Below are 17,175 nucleotides of genomic sequence, written 5' to 3'. Positions count from 1 at the left end.
GCTGAAGTATCGTTCCCTACAAGCAGGACAAGTTTCTGTTGCCACGGGGGAAACCATGTTCGAGATTCAGCCCGGGACGCAGGGAGGTGCGCTTTGGCACCGGAATCTTACGGCCGGAGCTAACGACGAACACATAGAACTGTTCTTGGGTCGGTCTCGCCCTCGGCCGAACCATCCATTGATCACTGGGAGAAAAGATGAGTAAGCGTGCGCTGATAACAGGGATCACTGGGCAGGATGGCTCATATCTTGCTGAACTTCTTTTGAGTAAGGGCTACGAGGTTCACGGCCTTGTCCGGAGGTCGTCTTCCTTTAATACACAGCGAATCGACCACCTCTATCAAGATCCTCATGAGCCCAATGCGCGCATCTTCCTCCATTACGGCGATCTGAGCGATGGAGCTCGCCTAGTGACGTTGCTGTCGCAGATTGATCCCGACGAGGTCTACAACCTTGCTGCTCAGTCGCACGTGCGTGTCAGCTTCGACGAACCGGAACACACAGGCGACACGACCGGTATAGGTTCCATCCGCTTGTTGGAGGCAGTTCGCGTCGCGGGTGTCAGATGCCGCTTCTATCAAGCCTCTAGTTCTGAAATGTTCGGCGCATCGCCGCCGCCGCAGGACGAGGACACGCTGTTTTATCCGCGATCTCCCTACGGAGCCGCGAAGGTCTATTCGTACTGGGTCACACGCAACTATCGGGAGGCCTACGGCCTGTTCGCTGTAAACGGCATATTGTTCAATCATGAGTCCCCTCGTCGCGGTGAGACATTCGTGACGCGCAAGATCACCAGGGCGGTCGCACGGATTAGGGCGGGCAGAGAAAAGCTCCTCTACATGGGAAACCTCGACGCAGTGCGGGACTGGGGTTACGCACCGGAGTACGTCGAAGGCATGTGGCGAATGCTGCAGGCAGACGAGCCTAAGGATTACGTACTAGCCACAAGTACGCCCTGCACCGTGAGACAGTTCCTGCAAACCGCGTTCGACCACGCCGGGTTGGACTGGGAGAAGCACGTTAGGTTCGACGATCGATATCTCCGCCCCACCGAGGTCGATTCGCTCATCGGCGACGCCGGTCGGGCCGAGGCCGACCTCGGGTGGAAGGCAACGGTGCACGCTCCCGAGCTAGCTCGCATTATGGTCGATGCTGACATTGATGCCCTCGAGTGCGAGGGAAGGCCATGGATTGACAGGCCGTCTCTTTCTGCTTGGGCGTGATGGGCTGATGACGACCTCCAGCGTAGTTCCGCTCAATCGCTCGGCAACTGTCTATCTCGCCGGCCACCGCGGGCTTGTCGGCTCGGCCATCGGCCGGGCGCTACACTCAGCAGGCTTTACCTCGGTGATCGGTCGGACGCACGCCGAATTGGACCTCACCGACCGAGCGTCGGTGTTCGCGTTCTTCGCCGAGACGACGCCGGACGTGGTCATCCTCGCGGCAGCGAAGGTGGGCGGTATCGCCGCGAACAACAGCTTCCCGGTCGACTTCATCAGCCAGAACCTGCAAATCCAGGTCAACGTCCTTGACGCTGCTCTCGAGCACCGTGTACCGCGACTGCTGTTTCTGGGTTCGACCTGCATCTACCCCAAGTTCGCCGAGCAACCGATCCGCGAGGATGCGCTGCTCACGGGGCCGCTCGAACCGACCAACGATGCGTATGCGATCGCCAAGATCGCCGGGATCCTGCACGTCCAATCAGTTCGCCGGCAGTACGGACTCTCCTGGATCTCCGCGATGCCCACGAACTTGTACGGACCCGGTGACAACTTCTCCCCCGACACCTCCCATGTTCTGCCCGCACTCATCCGTCGCTACGAGACTGCACGACTCGAAGGGGCTCCGTCGGTGACGAACTGGGGCACCGGCACTCCACGGCGCGAGTTCCTTCATGTGGATGACATGGCGTCGGCATGTCTGCATCTGCTCGACCACTTCGACGGACCCCAACAGGTCAACGTGGGCACAGGCGAAGACCAGACGATTGCCGAAATCGCGGGAATGGTCGCTGACGCAGTCGGATACACCGGTGGTGTCGAATGGGACACGTCAAAGCCCGACGGGACGCCTCGCAAAGTGATCGACGTCGGCACGCTTCTCGGCAGCGGATGGAAGCCAGCCATCTCGCTGCAGGACGGTATCGCTGCGACGGTCGAGTGGTATCGGAGCAACGTCGACTCGCTGCGAGACGACAAAGTCCACCTGTGATGCGCGCGGTGAAGATTCCCTCGATACCGGGGAATCACCACCGGGAGGGACGACACCGTTGGCGCGGGGATCGTCATCTGTCTCGCAGACGTACAAGCGCGTCGACGAGTGCTTGGTTGTCGATTCCCGTCGCTCTCATACTCATCGTCACCGCGGGGTGTGCCTCCGCTCCTGCCGCGGATCAAAATCACCGCCCCCCGCTGGGAGTGGCGAGCATCGCCACCCTTGCCGACAGGACACCGGCTGGATACGACCGAGAAGCCGCTGTCATCCGGAGCCTCGGCGCAGAGTGGATCCGCATCGTCGTGAACTGGAACGAGATCGAGACAGCCCCCGGGGTCTACTCGTGGAACCGGATCGACGAAGCGGTTGCTGCGGCGCGACAGCACCGTTTGCGAGTGCTCGCGAATGTCATAGGGCCGGCACCGCCCTGGTACGCCGGGCCGAACTACTCCGGCGCTTCACCACCTCTCGTGCTGGGCGCGGTCGACGGGTTCTTCAGCCGCGTTGCCGCCCGGTTCCGACAGGACGTCGCGGCGTGGGAAGTGTGGAACGAGCAGAATGCTCCCGCCTTCTGGGCATCACCGGACCCGGTCGCCTACGCGCGCGTGTTGGAAGCCGCCAGCAGGGCCATCCGCCGCAACGCACCGCGCACCGAAGTCCTGATGGGCGGTGTCACCACCGGCCCCGGCGCGTATCCACCCGTGCCCTTCGTGGACCGAGTTCTGCAGTCCGTCGACGAGGACACCATCGACGGGGTGGCAGTACATCCCTACTCGTTTCCCGACGCGCCGAACCGAGATCCGCTCCGCCGCATCGAGGTCGTGGACTCGATCCGAAAAGTGATTGATCGCTCCAAACGGCCGAGTCTGCGCATCTGGGTGACCGAATTCGGTCAACCCACCGGGTCTGCACCCCTCGGCGTCACGGACGACGAGCAAGCAGCCCGAATCGGAACTGCCCTGAAGTACTTCGCGACGAGAACCGGAATGGGCCCTGTCTTCCTCTACACGAGCAGGGATTGGTCTCCCGACCCCACTAACCCTGAGTTGAACTTCGGCCTCTACCGCTTCGACTGGACGCCGAAGCCCGCGGTGGATGTAGTTCTCCAATGGGTGACGTCAGAGGAAGGACCGTCGTGAAATCACGGAACAGGAGAGTCCGATGACAATCGCGCACCGCATCCGCCGAGGACTTCGACGGACCGGATTCGACCTGGTGCGCTATCCCGGCGTGGACGCAACTGTTCTTCTCACCCGACTGCTCACCACAGCCGGGGTGGAAGCCGTGGTGGACATCGGGGCAAACGGGGGACGGTACGGCCAGGAGCTCCGTGATGCCGGGTGGGGCGGCCGCATCACGTCTTTCGAGCCACTCTCGGAGCCGTATGCCCGGCTTCAGCGCGCCAGCGCAGGTGATGCTGTGTGGACTGCGCACCAGCTGGGTCTCGGCGACGCCGACACCACTGCCGAGATGACGATCGCCTCCAACGCCGGGGAGAGCAGTTCCCTCCTCCCGATGCTCGAGGCGCACCGCCGAGCCGCGCCCCAGATCACACCGTCCGGCACAGAGCGCGTCGCCGTCCGACGCCTCGACTCGATCGCCGACCTGTTACCGCCAGGCGACCGACACTTCGTCAAGGTCGACACCCAGGGATTCGAGGCCCGTGTGATCGAAGGCGGAGCGCAGTACCTGTCGACGCGGTGCATCGGCATCCAACTCGAACTCTCCCTGGTGCCCTTGTACTCCGAGGGCATGGCCATGGCTGACGGTGATTCCTTCGCCCGCTCCCAGGGGATGGTCCCGGCGACGTTCATCCCCGGGTTCGCCGATCTCGAGACCGGGCGACTGCTCCAGATCGACGCTGTCTACTTCCGACCCGAGTGTCTCTGATCCATCCTCAGGACGGCTGGCGTTCGGCGGCGGCGATCGCAAACGTGTTGGGCGGAAACACTTTGCTTCCCACGCGTTGCAGCACCGGCGCCTGGGTCGAGAAGTAGCGGTCGAGGGAGACGTGGTCGAAACGCGACTCCAACAATGCGACCAGACCTCGGTGATCGATTCCATCCCGCATGACGTGGTACTCGACAGTGTCCGATGGCTCGTTGTCGTCGTAATACCCCCGGAATCGCCGAACATGCGTGTGGATCCCGCGGCTGAGGTGGCCCTGGCCGACACGCCAGAGGTAATAGCAACCCCACGACGTCATCCTGGCCACCCGCGTCTGGGTGGGGTACCAGAGCGGATCCTGGAATGTGAGGACTCCTCCCCCAGGCGCCAGGCGCTCATCGACGAGCCGGCGGATTGCTGTCACGTAATCCGGGATGTGGTGGAGCACCGAGATGAGCAGTATGAGGTCGTATTCACCCGGTCGACGCAGTGCTTCCTCGCCGTCCGGGTCGAACACGACCATGACACTGCGATCCCCGGTGAAGTGGTTGCGTAGGAATTCCGCGCTGGGACCGGACATCTCGGTGACCGTCACAGTTGCGCCGGCGCCTACCGCAACATCGGTGAACGAACCGTGGCCGGCTCCGATCTCGAGCACCCGGCACCGTCCCGTGTCAGTGATCTGACCGCGTACCGCATCGGCGATCCTGTCCTCCACGTAGGAGCGCAACGCTTCATGACGTAGGTGCGGGGAACCGACCACGTAGTCGTGATCGAGTCCATGAAGCAGTTCTTGTTGCTCTGCAAGCGACGGTCGCTTCTCCATCGTCATGTCCGCACCTGCCATACGGGTGCGGACTCCGGCGACGAGGCGCCGTGCCTACCCCCGGTCACAGGGTTGTCAGGCAGATCGTCCTGGGGCGTCTCTGCGGCAGGGCGGGCAGGGCGGGCCACTCGCCGGCCGGTTTCTGATCGACGCCGGGAAATGGCGTCGAGCGCCAGAGCGACAAGCAGTCCGAGAACGCCGCCGGCCAGGCCGGCGAGCCCGATCACCGTGAGATCGAGAACCGAATCGCGGGTCGCCGCCGTGGACGACGTGTCCACGGGAACAAGACGGATCGCCGGAACGCCTCCCGCCGGGGGCGCCTCGAGTTCCCGCACGAGATCGATCAGTTCGGAACTGACCCCACGAGCCAGGGCCACCGCGTTCGACGGATTCCGATCGCTCACGGTCACGTCGATCACCGTTGTCAGCGGTGGCAGGTTGATGGTGAGTTCCGATGCCAGCGCTGCCGGACTGATGTCGACCTGCGCTCTGCGAGCGGCGCGCTCCAACAGGCCGCGACCGCCCGCCAAGGACGCGTAGGTGCGTGCTGACTGCTGCGCAGCCTGCGCTCCCTGGAACGCCTCCACCGCACTCGATGATCCCGCCGCGATGAACACACGAGAGGTGGCGCTGTAGTGCGCCGGCTGTGCGTAGCAGAACCCCACGCCGGCGAGCGCGCCCACGACAACTCCGATCACGACAAGTAGGACCCGCCGTCGTATGGCATCAAGGCGTGACATCGAGACCTCCTGTGACAGTTCTCTGACGAGGTTGGGGATTACCGTGTCGTCGCCGCGCGACGAACGTGCGAGTCGGTTGATAAACGGTGAGCGGCAAAAGTGCCGCCGCAGGAACGATGCCCAGGTAGTACGGGACGTACACGGCTTCGAAAGTCGAGATGGTGAGCACGACTGCGTAGTACGCGATCAGCTCGTGCCGGATGGCTTCGTCGCTGGTGATCACATGAAGCACCACCGCAGTGATGATTCCGACGCAGCCGACGAGCCCGAGGGCAACACCCACTTCCAGCCAACCGTTGTGTGGTGAATAGTTCGCGTCGTACAAGGCGGAGGCGCCGACACTCTGCCAGTACAACGGGCCGTGACCGAGGATCGGGTTCGCGACCACCATGTGTTTGGCGACCGACCAGAGCTGCCCGCGGAAGGCGAAGTCGCCGTCGATGTACCGGGTGTAGAACGGCAGCAGCGAGAAGACCGCCGCAGCCGTGAGGCCACAGACAGCGATGAGCCGCCTGGCGCGATCCGTCGATACGAGCTTGAATGCGAGCTGTATCGCGAACGCGACGGCCACGCCGAGAACCGCGGTCCGGCTCGCTGCCGCCTCCATGAAGATCGCGGCACCTGCCGCGGTCAGCGTCAACGGGATCCAACCCAGTCCGCTGACAGCGAGGCAGAACAGCACGGCCGCAGCCAATCCCGCGAAATTCCCATTGCCGGCAAAGGGCGACGTCAAGACGTTGTCGACCAGGTTGCACTTGTCCTGTCGACATGGGTCGATCACGGTGCCGGGTGTCACCAACGTCGCCAGCGCGCAACCGGCCACGAGGGTGGCGAGTGCGATCCGGGCGCTCTTCGCCACCGTTGGCAGGTCCACGCTGCGCCAGCGCACGAGAAAGCCGGCCAGCAACAGACCGGCGACACCCAGATTCACCACCTGGCGGGCTTCCTGCACCACGATGCTGACGAATGACAAGGCCATCACGCTGAGCAGACACATCACGACCGGATCAATGCGCACGCGTCCCACCGTGACGGCCCGGCCGAACGACCAACCTGCGACGACGATCGCTGGGAGATACTGGATGAGCGAGAACACGGAGCCCACCGCTGCAGGCGTTGCGGCAGAGCGGAAGACGACAGGCGCCACCAGATAGGCGACCACCACAGGCCATGCTCCGATCGCCATCACCCAGACCAATACCGACGTCCGCCCCTCACGGCGATCGTCAGGCGACCGGCTGCAGATCACCCCGAGGATGATCGCCGCCGTGGAAAGCAGAAGCAGACTCGACAGGCTCATGCATCACTCACAGGTCGACCCGGTCGGGTGGCATCTCGTTGTCGGTCCGAGTCCAGTACTTCATAGGCGGGAGAGGACGTACCGCCTCGGCCGGTCGGCCGACGTAGAGGTGTTCGGCGGGCGCCCCGTTCTTCGTGGCGCCCCTCAGCAATGAGCCCGCCGCGAGCATCGAATTGGACGGCAGCTCGGCGCCCCGCATCAGGATGCACCCAGTCGCCGTCATGGCACCTTCATGCAGCGTGATCCGTCCCGCTGTTTGCGTGCACCGTCCGAGGTCCGCCTCGTGGGTCTGCAGAATCGTGCGGACGCCACCGACGATTGACCGCGCCTTCAGCACGACTTCCCCCGAGCAATCGAAATAGTGCCTGTTCGTCACGATCGTCAGGTCGCCGATGATGAGCCCGCCCGCGTCAGGGTGCAGAGCCCGAAAACTCGGCGCGGCGCTTACGTAGTTGAGCTGACCGAAGATGCAGTCGATACCGATCCGGACCAGCCGCATCGACCGAAAGACGTTGAACGGCCCAATGGTCGACCTCTCGCCGACGACTATCCGTTCACACCCGAGGACCAACACAGGGCCGATTCGCGCTGTCGCCGCGATGTCGTGCCCGATCAGCGTCAGCGCCCGGTTCTTGAGCCGCGACGGGGGAAGCATCCAGAGGAAGGGCTCGACCGGACGCAGAAGAGCGGCAAGCAGTCGACGGATCATGTTGAGGCATTCCTCCGGTGTCGTGTCCACGAGGTGTCGATCTCGCGCATCAGTGAGCCCCGCAGGCACCATCCGGCACCGATGACGAGTCCGATCACGGCGGCGAGGCCGACGTTCCTGCGGGTGAAGGGCGCAACTGGGTTGGAGGGCACATCTGCGGGCTCGACGACCTGCGCCTTGATCGAGGATCCCGGGTCGGCGATGACGGCGGCCAGTTGTTCTGCAACAGCATTCGCCGCCCGTGCACTCTCTCGTGCAGACCCGGATGAGACGGTGACATCGACGAGCGTCGTCTCGGTCGGTGAGGTGATCTCGATGGATCGGGCGAGCTCGCTGTCGGTCATGTCCAGTTTCCCCGACGCGCGCGCAGGGGCGGTGACCGTGCTTCCCACCGCCAACGCCGAGAAGGCCGTCAGCTGATCGCGGGAAAACGCCGACACGGTGGGCAACTGGCCGGGTGCCGCAACCGGAGCGGCGACGCCGACATAGACGCGCGCAGTCGCCGCGTACGTTCGGCCCACGAGCGAATCTGCCGAATACGCGACCGTCACCGCGACGAGTAGGCACCCGAGCACGATCGCCACCGATCGCCACCGCAACAGAACAGCGAAGTCTCCTAGCGGCATTGCGGCTCCGCTCGACACGGGACTCCACCGGCGACCGTGTCGTCGGCCTCAGCCGACGTCCTCACCTCCGCGAGGGCCACCCGAGCGGCGCGCGACATCGCGGCCAGAACGACTGTCTCTCCCACGATCGGCGAGACCCAGATGTGTTGCTGCAGGCCACTCACGCACAGCGCGGTGATGATGACCAGCGAGACGGCCCCGCCGGCAGCGATCGCAGCAGTGGATTGCCACGGTCGGTGTACGGCGATCAGCAACGCATTGGCAGCCTGCGAACACGCCGACAGCCCTGCGCCCACGGCCATTCCGACGAGAAACGGTACCGCGGGGTCGTAGCGGGGCCCGAGCACGGCGACGATGAGGTAGGCGCCCGGGACCGACCCGGCCACGACGAGCACGAGGTACGCCCAACAGAGGCGCCGGAACTGCCGATAGAGGACGTCGAGTCGAGGCGTTCCGATCGCCGTCACCATCTGGGGGATGACCACCGTCGACAGCGAGACCGATATCAGCGTCACCGGTCCGACAAGCCGCGCACCGAGCGCGAAGAACGCCACGACCGTGCCCGCACCCAACCAGCCGACGAGCGGGACCTGCAGCATGAAGAGGATCCCGGTAAGTGAGTAGGACCAGAACCCCCAGCTTCCCGTCGGGCGAATCCCCTTCCACTCACCGACGGCCACCACCACCGCTGGTGCCGCGATCGCAAGGAGACCCATCGCGGCGAAACCGATGAGCGCGCCGACCAGCGGTTCCGGCGCCATACAGACGAGCACCAACGGGACGGCCCGTTGAGCGATCACGAGCGCGCTGGTCGCAGTGTGCATCTGCAATCCGGCGAGGTGGGACTGCGCGTAGTTCTGAAACGAGTCCGACAGACCGAGCGTCAGTCCGACCACAACTGCGACCGGCCAGCCGGCGGTCCACGCGACGGCGAGCATCCCGACGCCGAGGACCGTCAGCGGCACAGTGTGAGACACGAACAGTGATGGCAGCAGACGGCGGCCCGACGCGCCCCCGCCGGTGCGCAGAGCGCGCGCTGGTGCACCGCCCCCCGCCACGAGCCCGACGATGAGGGCAGCCGAGTACGCCACCATCATTATCCCGAACTGCGCAACCGAGGTCCCCGCGGCGAGAACCACGAGTGTGGCCGCGAGCATCGCCGAGCTCGCGGCGCGAGAAACGACTCGCCACAACGATGCCGATCTGGCCGAGCTCGCCCGACGCTCCTGAGTTGCCGTCACCTCGCGGCCACCAGCCGACGAATTCGCCTGTAGGACGGTGTCAATCGAATTCGGAACACAGGAATAGACGCAACCAGGATCGCGGCACCCGTCGCAGCGTTCACCTGCTCGCCCAGCCCGCTGGCGTAGGCCCTCCGCAGATGCATGGACTCGGAGAGGAACACGCGCCATAACCGCGCCGTTTTTGATGCCTCATGGAAACGGAGCGCGCCGATGGGCTCGTCGATCACAGACTGACGCGGAGTGCGTGCGGCCACTTCCAGCTGGAGCGCCATGTCCATCGTGCATTGGAGATCGGTTCTGAATCCGCCGACGGAGCGCAGGAGATCTGTCCGCATGACCACCGACCCCGAGAAGGTTGCGCACCCACGGCGGAGAACCTCCGAGGTGGTCAGGAGACGACCCGGGAACTCGTCGACGACCTCCCCGTCAGACCGGAGAATTCGATGCGCTCCGCAGATCACCTCAGCCCGTGGGTCTTCTGAGATCCGTCGCCGCACCGAATCCATCGCGCCAGGAAGAATGACGTCGTCCGCGTTCAGCCACAGAACCCACGCCTTGGTTGCTCTCGCGAGCGCCTTGTTCAACGCATCCGACTGCCCGGAGTCCCTCTCCTGCACGAGGGTGAGTCGATTGTCCTTGTCGCAGACAGCCCTGAGGATGTCGACTGTGCCGTCCGTCGAACCACCGTCCTGGATGATCAACTCATCGTCGGGACCCATCTGATTTTGTGCACTTGCCACGGCCTCGGCGACGAATGTCGCGGCATTGAGACATGGGACCAGGACGGAGATCGACGAGCCGATCACCGCGCCGCCGCTACGACAGACGCGTCGCGCCCTGCCAGCGACTCGATCCAGTGCTGCAGAACGGTCATCGCGGTGTCTCGGCCCAACACGTGATCGACGTGTCGCATGGCCGCTTCCGCGCAGCGTTTGGCGAACTCGGTGTCGTCCGCCAGATGGCGGATCGCCTCCACGATGGCCAGCGGAGCGTCCGGTTCGACCCTGAGCCCCGCCCCCGACTCCGCCATTTCACTCGCGGTGATCGAATCCGACGGTGTTGCTGCAACAACGGGAGTTCCGCTCTGAAAATACGAGGTCAGTTTGCTCGGGAGTGACATCTCTCGGAGCGATTGCAGTTCACTGACCAGAAGCACATCCGCCCCTCTCAACGCTGCGCGAAAATCGCTTTCACCCATGGGGTCCATGAAGACCACATTCTTCATTCCTCGCGCGGAATTCTCCAGTCTGGTGCGCTGATTTCCATCGCCGATGAGAACGAAAGTGATGTCTGCGCCGATTCTGGTTGCTTCGCGTGCCGCATCCACGATCGCATCCAAGTTCTGTTTCACACCCATGTTCCCGGCGTGAACCGCTATCGCTCCCTGCCATTGATCCCATCCCAATGAGGCCCGGGCTTCCGTACGCGTCATCTCGGGACGAGGCGCGGAATGGCACCAGTTTCGGATGGTCGTCGTTCTGCGCATCGGGACGCCCATGGCGTCGACGACATGGGTCGAGAAGCGTTGATGGATCACCGCCACGGAGTCGACCGCGTGCAGCAGTCGCAACTCGAGCGCAAAGACCCAGGCTGCAGCCCGTACGGCCACGCCACCCGTCTCGACCGCCGCACGGCTGTAGAGATCCTGAACCCACAACCCGACAGCGGGTCGGTGCCTCCGGCGCCGGAACCACGCCACCACGATCGCGCTCGCGAGCAGAGCGGGTGACACGCAGATGACTGCGTCGTAGTTGTCACGCGCGGAGGCGATCGCACGAACCGACCTCACGCCGAACACGACCTCCATGAACGCGCGGTGAAGGAGGGTCGGTCGCCCCGGCACCGGATGCTTCACGCGGATCACCCGTACGCCGTGGACACGTTCGTCGCGACGCCCGAAGAGATAGGGCCGGTCCATGTGCCACTGCGGGTAATGCGGATATCCCGTGATCACTGTGACCCGATGCCCCAGGGCGGCGAGCCCTTCCGCGGCATCGGTCGTGTACACCGCGATCCCTGTCGGCTCCGGCTTGTAATTGAGGCCAACGAACAAGATCGAGCGGATCTTCTGCGCGCCGGATTGAGGCTCGGCGTTGTCCGTAAAGCTACCCTCACCTGCACGATTCGTTACAGTGCGCATCGTATCCACTCTCGTTAACTCACGTGTGCTTACTATATTTGACGTTGCGCATCGCGCACTCCTTTCGCCTCATCGGTTATCGGTTGATCAGGGGACCCCGCGCGGGCAGCGAGCGAGCTGCGCGCTCAGAAGTTCCCTGGCCGCGCTTCGAGTCGACTGGACGGGCAAGTGACGTCCATTGCCGTACAGAAGAATTCGCAGAAACTGTCGTCGCGGGTTGCGCATTGCAGTGCGAGCACTGATCGTCAGCGCCGCTCCAGGGCGTCGTCGTAGATGCGCTGCACACGTGACACCACAGAGGACATCCCGTACGTCTCGTGGACCGCGGCTCGGCCGGCCTCGCCCATCCTCTGCGCGTCCTCACCCCGCGAGATGAGTACGCGCATCGCTTCCACCAACTGGTCGACCGACCCGTCGACGACCATCCCTGCGCCCGACGTATCCACGAACGAACTCAAGCCCCCACCCTGGCCGACGATGACCGGTGTTCCCACCGACATCGCCTCCAGGATCGTCATCGCGAACGGCTCGCGATACGACGGCAGGACGAACGCACGTGCAGCCGCGAGTCGACGCAGGGCGGCGTCGTGATCGAGAGCCGGTTCCACGACGAGCGCACTGCGCTGGGCCGATGTCAGCGGTGACTCGTCGATCAACCGCTCCACCGCGCCAAAAGCCCCACCGTCCGGTCCGACAATCGTGAAACGCGCTCTCGAACCTTCTCTGATCAGCTCGATGGCCGCCCTCACGAACAACTCCGGACGCTTCCGGGGGTGCACTCGCGCCATGAAGATAATCTCGGGCGGGTCCGCACGCTCCACATCGTCGAACGCGGCGGTCGGGACACCGTTCGGCAACTCGCACAAGTTCGTGAGCGGCGTCAGTTGCCGCAATTCCGCCGATTCCTCTGCGCTGAGATGGAGCACCGTCGACGCGCGTCGCAACGTGTCCTTGACGCTCACGACGTCGAGGAATCGGGCGATCGGGTTGGCGATCGGAACGATCATCCCGTGGGTCTGCGCGATCAACGGAACGCCCCGCTTGAGCGCCATCCGCGCCGTCGGCAGTGTCACAAGGTCTCGGCCGAGATGAACATGCACCACGTCGAATGTGACCAGGTTCCGGTGTAGCCACCTCATCAAGCCAGGCGCGGAGACGCCCGCGAACGAGATCCCGGGCGAGAAATGCACCGCCTTAAACAACTTCGCGGAAACACCGTCCAGGTGTTCGGGCCGCTTGTCGAAACCACGACACGCACCCGCAATCACCACGTCATGTCCGGATTCCTGAAGTCCCACTGCGAGATTGAGAGCCACTCTCACTGGTCCGCCAAAGGCACCGTCCGGCGACACCAACGTGACCACGTGCAGGATTCTCATGGCTACGAGAGGCGATCTCGTGCAGTGAACAGCATGTCAGCCTGAATCAGCCGGCCGATGTCGTCGGCCACCGGGCCGTAGACGGTCGTCAACGAGAAACCGCGGTCGTCGAGCCAGTCGATGATCTGCGGCGCCAGAGCTTGACCCTCGTACAGCTCGGTGAACGATCCCTCAGCGCAGACGTAGTCAAAGGACCCCAATTCTGATTCGCAGCCGCGAAGTACCTCCAGTTCGAACCCTTGTACATCGAGTTTCAGTAGCGCAGGCCCGTCGAAAGAGGCGGTATCCACGAAGTCGGCGAGAACGCCTACCGTCACCGCTTCGGTCGCGACCTCGGCGGTTCCCGGGAACAGTTCGTTCTGATGGTCGGATATCGGAAGCAGAGATGACGAATCGTCGTGTCCGGACACGTGCATCGTCGCCGATCCGGCCTCGGCGCCCAGAGCGACTTGATGCAGTGTCACCCGGCTGTGCTCGCGGAACAGCGCCGCGAACGTGCCGGCAGGGCCGGCCAACGGTTCGAACGAAGTGATCGTGGCCGACGGAAAAGCGTGTGTGGCGAAGAGCGCGAATTGACCTCGATTGCCCCCGACATCGACCACCGACGAGACGTCCAGGGCGCTCAGCACCGCCGCGTGTTCGACCGCAGCTGCGACGCGGTGTCGCTGCAATGCAGTCCGGTATTCAGGCACGCGCAGGATTCGTAGCAGCTTTGATGCCTTGTTCATCCATCACTCCCACGCCTCATGGACGACAAACCGAGCCCGCTTTCACCATCACCTTGCTCGTTTCGCGAGGAAGAACAAGATGCCTACGGGGACCTGCGCACCGGTGACCACCGTGCCGCAGAACGTCCGACACCGCGCCATGGCGCCCTCCTCCTCAGACACAGCCCGATCAGGCCGACGGGCCCGATATTGCAGGGAATGTACCGCCGGTTCAGCATCAACGTGTCGCTACACAAAGTCCGGCGAATCGTCCCGCCGAATAATCTTTACGATGCACGATTTGGGGATGAGTTTCGCGTCCCTGGCTCAGACGCCCACGGCACGTCGCATACGTCTCATCGCGCCCGATGACGGGCCGCCGATCGGTGACCGACGTCGACGCTGGTCGGAGTACGGCGTCTCGCGGACCGGCCAGGACGGGGTTCCGGACTGGATTGTCGACACTCACCCCGAGTCCGATCTTGCGCAGATGACCCTCTCGACGCTGAGTGACGTCGTCAGAGGCGCCGATGCGCTGGCGATTCGAGAGAACCGGACGCGCAGGTTGCTACGCGCTGGCCTTGGCGCACAGCCACCAGATACCCGTCGTCCTGCTCGTATCCGGTGCGGGCCCGCTCCCGGAATCGGCCGACGCCATCGGGGTCGTGCGGTACGACCCCGGGGTCGATGGCTGGAGGGACACGACCCTGCGCGAGGCGGTCGCGCTGATCGGCGGCCATCGTCGGACCGACGACGCGAACGACCACGCCCTGTTCGACATAATTCTGTAACCTGCAGATTCATCGAAGCGGTTGCCACGAGGCGCTTCTCAACAGGCACGCCGAGCTTCACACACGCCCCCTTCCAGTTGGCACCTTCGACAGTCGAGGAATCGCAGTCGAAGGTTGGCGGAACGAGAGCGCGGGCGAAGGTGTGGGACCGCCCTGCCCCCGATCCGAGCCAGGGGGATGAAATCGGACCGGGGGTTTCCACGACGCGCCATAGGGGGCGCTTGTAGGGGTCGATGGGCTCTGGTGCTGGGGGGGCGAGTCCGCGGCCCGTGCCGCCTGCACGATGAAAGCTACGGCACGCGCGAGTCATTCGACATAGAGATCCGGTTCTTTGTGTGACCAATCTGGACAGTCTGTTCAGAATCGTTTCGGACCCCAACTCCTTCTCGCCGCGAACGTTGTCGCGTGGCGGCGCCGATCGAATCGGCCCGATGCGGTCGACGCATTCCAGCCGCCAGCCGAATTGAATTCACATCACCACATTTGTCAGTTGTCATCCCGATTGCTTGTAGTGTGCGGAATCCTCGCCCCCCCAATGCGATACAGCACGAACTGACCCATCGGTAAGGCCACCGACTCGGCACCCGTGGTGTATTACTTGCACTGTTGTGCGGCTTGTCGAAGTTTTGATGTGCAATCGAGAAATGGGGACCTGGTGGTCTGGTCACGGCTTCTGGGTGTGGTCTCGGCTGCAGCCGCACTGATCGTCACCGCGGGACCGGCCCTCGCCGCGCCGTCGGACCCCATCGCCCCCCAGCCGCTCTCCGCCGTCGGGACAGCGTCGACCGCGCAGTTCGACTCCCCACAGGCCCAGTACAGCCTCACCGTCCCCGTCGACCCGGGCACCCTTCCCACTGAACTCCGCGGCACCGCGCAGCTGCCGCCGGGCGTGACCGCCGGCACCGTCGACGCCTACAGCGGCGACCGGTTCCTGTCACGGGTGGTCCTCGGGTCCGACCCGTCCCAACCGGTCCGGTGGAGTCTCGCGGGGATCCCGGTCACCGACAACGCCGCCGACATCACCCTGCGGACCGATCTCACCGGAGAGGGCACCTGCCGCTTCGACCCCGATACGCCGTTCCGAGTCGTCGGGATGACGGTCGCGTACACCGGGAATCCAACCGTGCCCGCGACCGTCGCCGACTTCCTCCCGCCGGTGCTCACCGCGATCGATCTCTTCATACCCTCCACGCCGTCACCGACCGAGGCGTCGGCGGCGATCAACCTCGCCACCGCTGTCGTCGGGCGCTACAAGCCCACACCCATCGCCGTCCGCACCCGGGCGCTGCCCGCGTCCGGCGCGCCCGACGTCGCGCAGGACCCGACGGTGCGGCAGATCATGCTCGCCGAGAGCGCAGCCCGCGGAACCGCGCTGCGCACCGGCGCCTTCGGGCCCTACCTGCAGATCGGTGGCCGCGGCAGCGACCTGCTCGCCCAGGCGCAGCTGATCACCTCGCAGATGTCGACCGTCGCGGTGGCGTCGGCCGCCATCGCCGGCCAGTCGGCAACGGCCCCGCAGATCACCCCCACCGTCCGCACCCTGGCCGATCTCGGTGTCGGCGAGAGCGAGGCGAGCGGGACCGGACGCGCGGTCATCGGGTTCGGCATCGACCAGACGCGCCTCGGCGGTCCCGCCCACGACGTGCGCTTCGAGGTCCGCGGCACCTACACACCACTGCCGTCGAACGGCGGCGGACGAATCGTGGTGCGGACCGGGACGACGACGATCGCGTCGTGGCCCACCGCCGCGTCGGGCAGCATCGACCGGTGGGTCGACGTCCCCGACCGACTCCTCCGCCGCTACCTCGACGTCACCGTGTCCCTCGAGCGCGGCGACGACCAAGGCGGATGCGGCCAGGCGCAACGTGTCTCGATCTCGCTGGACCCGACGGCACCGGTCCAGTTCACCCGCGCCGACCCGCCCATCCCCACCGGACTGGGATCCATGCCGCAGGCTCTGCAACCCCGGGCCCAGTTCGCCTGGACACGTGGCGATCTCGCCGACGTCTCGCGGGCGGTCACCATCGCCGCGGGCCTGCAGAGCCTCACGGTCACCCCGCTGGGGGTCGACGTCGTCCCGATCGACGAGGCCCGGGCCTCGTCCACGCCCGCGGTCATCATCGACGCCGACGGTTCGGCGCGGGACATCCCGACCCTGCCCGTCAGCGCCCGCGGTGACGTGGTCACCCTCGATCCCCTCGCCGCGAACGCGCAGGCCGGCCGACGCCAGTCGTTGACGCTCAGCCCGACGGTGAAGCTGGGTGCGCTGCAGGTCACGCGCAGCAACGGTCGCAGCGTCCTGGTGGCGTCGTCGAACGGCAACCCCGCGCAGCTCGACGCCGTGCTGCGATGGCTCACGGCCGACCCGCGCCGCTGGTCGAACCTCGACGGAGCCGCCCTGCTGGCTGTCGACGACCGGACACCGGTCCTCGTCCCACAACCGGACTCGACGGACACCACCGCCGCCGACACCGGCGGTGGGAGCGACTCGGGCGTCATCGTGGCGACGGCCGGCTCCGTCGCCGCCGTCCTCGTCGTCGCCGGGGCGGCGTGGTTCGTGTGGCGTCGGGTGCGCCGTCGGGGCGAGCGATGACCAGCCTCGACACTCCTGC

The 17,175-nt window shown here is 64.9% G+C and carries 16 protein-coding genes; 6 read left to right on the top strand and 10 right to left on the bottom strand.

All coding sequences use genetic code 11. The features are described from left to right. Positions 1-197 precede the first annotated feature (197 nt). The 4 genes from gmd to LX12_RS15585 all read left to right on the top strand — a co-directional run bounded on the left by gmd (position 198) and on the right by LX12_RS15585 (position 4,104). On the top strand, positions 198-1,223 hold the full coding sequence (gmd, locus tag LX12_RS15600) for a GDP-mannose 4,6-dehydratase (protein ID WP_253655491.1): 1,026 nt from the start codon (positions 198-200) through the stop codon (positions 1,221-1,223). Between the two features lie 7 nt (positions 1,224-1,230). Next, a complete protein-coding gene (locus LX12_RS15595; protein ID WP_253655490.1) occupies positions 1,231-2,211 on the top strand; it encodes a GDP-L-fucose synthase family protein in 981 nt (326 codons plus the stop codon). A gap of 116 nt (positions 2,212-2,327) precedes the next feature. Further along, positions 2,328-3,353, top strand: coding sequence for a glycoside hydrolase 5 family protein (locus tag LX12_RS15590; protein ID WP_253655489.1), 1,026 nt, complete (start codon positions 2,328-2,330; stop codon positions 3,351-3,353). A gap of 22 nt (positions 3,354-3,375) precedes the next feature. Continuing rightward, positions 3,376-4,104, top strand: a complete 729-nt coding sequence (locus tag LX12_RS15585) for an FkbM family methyltransferase (RefSeq protein ID WP_253655488.1) — start codon at positions 3,376-3,378, stop codon at positions 4,102-4,104. A 7-nt stretch (positions 4,105-4,111) separates the two neighbouring features. On the opposite strand, the gene LX12_RS15580 is transcribed toward LX12_RS15585, so the two are convergent. The 10 genes from LX12_RS15580 to LX12_RS15535 all read right to left on the bottom strand — a co-directional run bounded on the left by LX12_RS15580 (position 4,112) and on the right by LX12_RS15535 (position 13,793). Next, on the bottom strand, positions 4,112-4,933 hold the full coding sequence (locus LX12_RS15580) for a class I SAM-dependent methyltransferase (RefSeq protein WP_253655487.1): 822 nt from the start codon (positions 4,931-4,933) through the stop codon (positions 4,112-4,114). Then, on the bottom strand, positions 4,930-5,610 hold the full coding sequence (locus LX12_RS15575; protein WP_253655486.1) for a YveK family protein: 681 nt from the start codon (positions 5,608-5,610) through the stop codon (positions 4,930-4,932). Before LX12_RS15575 ends, LX12_RS15580 begins: the two co-directional genes overlap by 4 nt. A 43-nt stretch (positions 5,611-5,653) precedes the next feature. After that, positions 5,654-6,967, bottom strand: a complete 1,314-nt coding sequence (locus tag LX12_RS15570) for an O-antigen ligase family protein (RefSeq protein ID WP_253655485.1) — start codon at positions 6,965-6,967, stop codon at positions 5,654-5,656. A gap of 7 nt (positions 6,968-6,974) precedes the next feature. Continuing rightward, complete coding sequence (locus tag LX12_RS15565; protein ID WP_253655484.1) at positions 6,975-7,706, bottom strand: acyltransferase; 732 nt, start codon at positions 7,704-7,706, stop codon at positions 6,975-6,977. Beyond that, positions 7,673-8,260, bottom strand: a complete 588-nt coding sequence (locus tag LX12_RS15560; RefSeq protein ID WP_253655483.1) for a YveK family protein — start codon at positions 8,258-8,260, stop codon at positions 7,673-7,675. The genes LX12_RS15565 and LX12_RS15560 overlap by 34 nt, the downstream gene beginning before the upstream one ends. Positions 8,261-8,292: 32 nt before the next feature. Beyond that, positions 8,293-9,459, bottom strand: a complete 1,167-nt coding sequence (locus LX12_RS15555; RefSeq protein ID WP_253655482.1) for a lipopolysaccharide biosynthesis protein — start codon at positions 9,457-9,459, stop codon at positions 8,293-8,295. An 80-nt stretch (positions 9,460-9,539) separates the two neighbouring features. Continuing rightward, a complete protein-coding gene (locus LX12_RS15550) occupies positions 9,540-10,352 on the bottom strand; it encodes a glycosyltransferase (RefSeq protein ID WP_253655481.1) in 813 nt (270 codons plus the stop codon). Continuing rightward, complete coding sequence (locus LX12_RS15545; RefSeq protein ID WP_253655480.1) at positions 10,349-11,686, bottom strand: glycosyltransferase family 4 protein; 1,338 nt, start codon at positions 11,684-11,686, stop codon at positions 10,349-10,351. Before LX12_RS15545 ends, LX12_RS15550 begins: the two co-directional genes overlap by 4 nt. A gap of 245 nt (positions 11,687-11,931) precedes the next feature. After that, on the bottom strand, positions 11,932-13,050 hold the full coding sequence (locus LX12_RS15540) for a glycosyltransferase (protein WP_253655479.1): 1,119 nt from the start codon (positions 13,048-13,050) through the stop codon (positions 11,932-11,934). A gap of 17 nt (positions 13,051-13,067) precedes the next feature. Continuing rightward, complete coding sequence (locus LX12_RS15535; protein WP_253655478.1) at positions 13,068-13,793, bottom strand: FkbM family methyltransferase; 726 nt, start codon at positions 13,791-13,793, stop codon at positions 13,068-13,070. A gap of 488 nt (positions 13,794-14,281) precedes the next feature. Here LX12_RS15535 and LX12_RS15530 point away from each other — a divergent pair, with 488 nt between their 5' ends. Continuing rightward, complete coding sequence (locus tag LX12_RS15530) at positions 14,282-14,563, top strand: hypothetical protein (RefSeq protein WP_253655477.1); 282 nt, start codon at positions 14,282-14,284, stop codon at positions 14,561-14,563. Positions 14,564-15,242: 679 nt separating this feature from the next. Further along, positions 15,243-17,156 (top strand): hypothetical protein, encoded by a 1,914-nt coding sequence (locus LX12_RS15525; RefSeq protein WP_253655476.1) that lies wholly within the window; start codon positions 15,243-15,245, stop codon positions 17,154-17,156. Positions 17,157-17,175 lie beyond the last annotated feature (19 nt).

The organism is Williamsia serinedens (genome assembly GCF_024171725.1).
GTDB lineage: Bacteria > Actinomycetota > Actinomycetes > Mycobacteriales > Mycobacteriaceae > Williamsia_A > Williamsia_A serinedens.
Note: the sequence above shows the minus strand (reverse complement) of the source record. Positions and strands in the feature narration are given on the sequence as shown.

Coding starts and splice junctions, on each gene's coding strand:
- gmd (WP_253655491.1), top strand. CDS start 198: ATGAGTAAGCGTGCGCTGATAACAGGGATCACTGGGCAGGATGGCTCA.
- LX12_RS15595 (WP_253655490.1), top strand. CDS start 1,231: ATGACGACCTCCAGCGTAGTTCCGCTCAATCGCTCGGCAACTGTCTAT.
- LX12_RS15585 (WP_253655488.1), top strand. CDS start 3,376: ATGACAATCGCGCACCGCATCCGCCGAGGACTTCGACGGACCGGATTC.
- LX12_RS15580 (WP_253655487.1), bottom strand. CDS start 4,933: ATGACGATGGAGAAGCGACCGTCGCTTGCAGAGCAACAAGAACTGCTT.
- LX12_RS15570 (WP_253655485.1), bottom strand. CDS start 6,967: ATGAGCCTGTCGAGTCTGCTTCTGCTTTCCACGGCGGCGATCATCCTC.
- LX12_RS15555 (WP_253655482.1), bottom strand. CDS start 9,459: ATGCTCGCGGCCACACTCGTGGTTCTCGCCGCGGGGACCTCGGTTGCG.
- LX12_RS15545 (WP_253655480.1), bottom strand. CDS start 11,686: ATGCGCACTGTAACGAATCGTGCAGGTGAGGGTAGCTTTACGGACAAC.
- LX12_RS15535 (WP_253655478.1), bottom strand. CDS start 13,793: ATGAACAAGGCATCAAAGCTGCTACGAATCCTGCGCGTGCCTGAATAC.